Here is a 1741-nt window from a genome sequence, read left to right as displayed (position 1 = left end):
GGCGGCCGCGCGGTCGCCGGCCGCCAGCCGCGCGCGGGCCAGCCCGAACGCGGCGCTGATGTAGCCGTTGTCGGTGCGCCAGACCCGCTCGTACAGGTCCGCGGCCCCGGCGTGGTCGCCGCGGTGCGACCGGCAGTAGGCGAGGGCCAGCTTGGGCGGCGTCTCGCCGGGCAGCAGGGAGTACAGCTCGTCGAACAGGTTTTCGGCGCGCGCGACCTCCCCGGACGCCAGCACGGCCACCGCCTCGTACCAGGGGATCCGCCAGTCGCCGGGGCGTTCGGCGGCCAGCTCGTCCAGCAGGTGCCGCGCCTTGGTGATGTCGCCGAGCTCGATGCGGACGCGCGCCAGCGTCAGGCGCACCTCCGGTGAGGGGTTCTGCGCGGCGGACAGCGCGGACACGAGCTGCTCCGGCTCGGCGCTGGTGAGGCCGGCGAGGAACCCCGCGGCGGGGTCGGTGCCGTCCACCAGCGGAGTCGGCAGCGCGGAGGCCACCTCCGCCGGGGTGGGCGGGTCGAGCACGAAGCCCGAGCCGTCGGCCAGCTCGGTGCCGATGGCCTGCAGCTCCATGCCGAACAGCGACGAGGGACCGGGGCGTGGCTGCCCGTCCTGGACCGACAGGACCTCCCGCAGCACGCCCGTGAGCTGGTCGGCCATGTCCGTCGCGTCGGCGAACCGCGCCTCGGGGTCGGCGTGGGTGGCCCGCCGCAGCAGCCGGTCATAGGACTCGAACCGCTGGAGCAGCGGGATCTCCGCGCGGTCCGGCAGGTGGTTCGCGTATGTGGTGGTGAAGTTCTTGAACGGGAAGCTGAGCACGGCGAGCGTGCGTCCGACGGTGTAGAGGTCGGAGCTGATCGAAGCCCCCCGCTCGGCGATCTCCGGCGCCTGGTAGCCGATCGTGCCGTAGATCGCGCTGTCCATGTCGTCGTGGCGGCGTACCCCGCCCAGGTCGATGAGCTTGAGCTGCTCGTCGGACTGGATGGCGTTGTCCGGCTTGAGGTCGCAGTAGAGCAGGCCGACGCCGTGCAGGTAGCCGAGCGCGCGCAGCAACTCCAGCCCGTACGCGATGGCCTGCCCGAGCGGCAGCGCGTCCTCGCCGGCCTTGCGGCGTTCGAGCAGCACGTCCTTCAGCGGCTTGCCGCCGACGTACTCCATGACGATGTAACCGGAGCCGCCGTGCTGGACGAAGTTGTAGATCTTGACGATGTTCGGGTGCTCGACCTCGGCGAGGAAGGAGCGCTCGGCGGCGGCCGCCGCGAGCGCGTCCGCGTCACCGGTGTCGAGCAGGCCCTTGAGCACGACCCAGCGGTCGTTGACGTTGCGGTCGCGGGCGAGGTAGATCCAGCCGAGGCCGCCGTGCGCGAGGCAGCCGAGCACCTCGTACTGCCCGCCGACCAGGTCGCCCGGCTTGAGCTTGGGGGTGAAGGAGTACCCGGCGCCGCAGTTCGGGCAGAAACCCTCGGTACGTCCCGGCCGGCCGCCGCGCGCCCGTCCGACCGGCTCGCCGCAGCCGCTGCAGAACCGCTTGTGCTCGGCGACCTCCGGGTTCTCCCTGATCGCCGAGGCCGGGTCGCGGTACGGGACGCGGGGCACCTCGACCAGCCCGGCGCCCAGCATGCCGCGCCCCGACCCCCGCGAGCGCGTGGAGCCGGTCCGGACGCTGCGGGTGGAGCGGACGCTGCCGGTGATCGAACTGCCGGTCGTGACGCTCGGCGCGCTGCCCGAGGCGTCGCCGGTCGTGGCC

General features: G+C 73.3%; 1 protein-coding gene. It reads right to left on the bottom strand.

Annotation, left to right across the window (positions count from 1 at the left end; genetic code table 11):
- The coding region (locus ACFFNX_RS49180) for a serine/threonine-protein kinase (protein ID WP_446678569.1) at positions 1–1614 on the bottom strand (1614 nt) is incomplete at its 3' end.
- Positions 1615–1741 lie beyond the last annotated feature (127 nt).

Origin of the sequence: Actinoallomurus acaciae (genome assembly GCF_042429965.1) — a bacterium.
GTDB classification, from domain to species: domain Bacteria; phylum Actinomycetota; class Actinomycetes; order Streptosporangiales; family Streptosporangiaceae; genus Actinoallomurus; species Actinoallomurus acaciae.
Note: the sequence above shows the minus strand (reverse complement) of the source record. Positions and strands in the feature narration are given on the sequence as shown.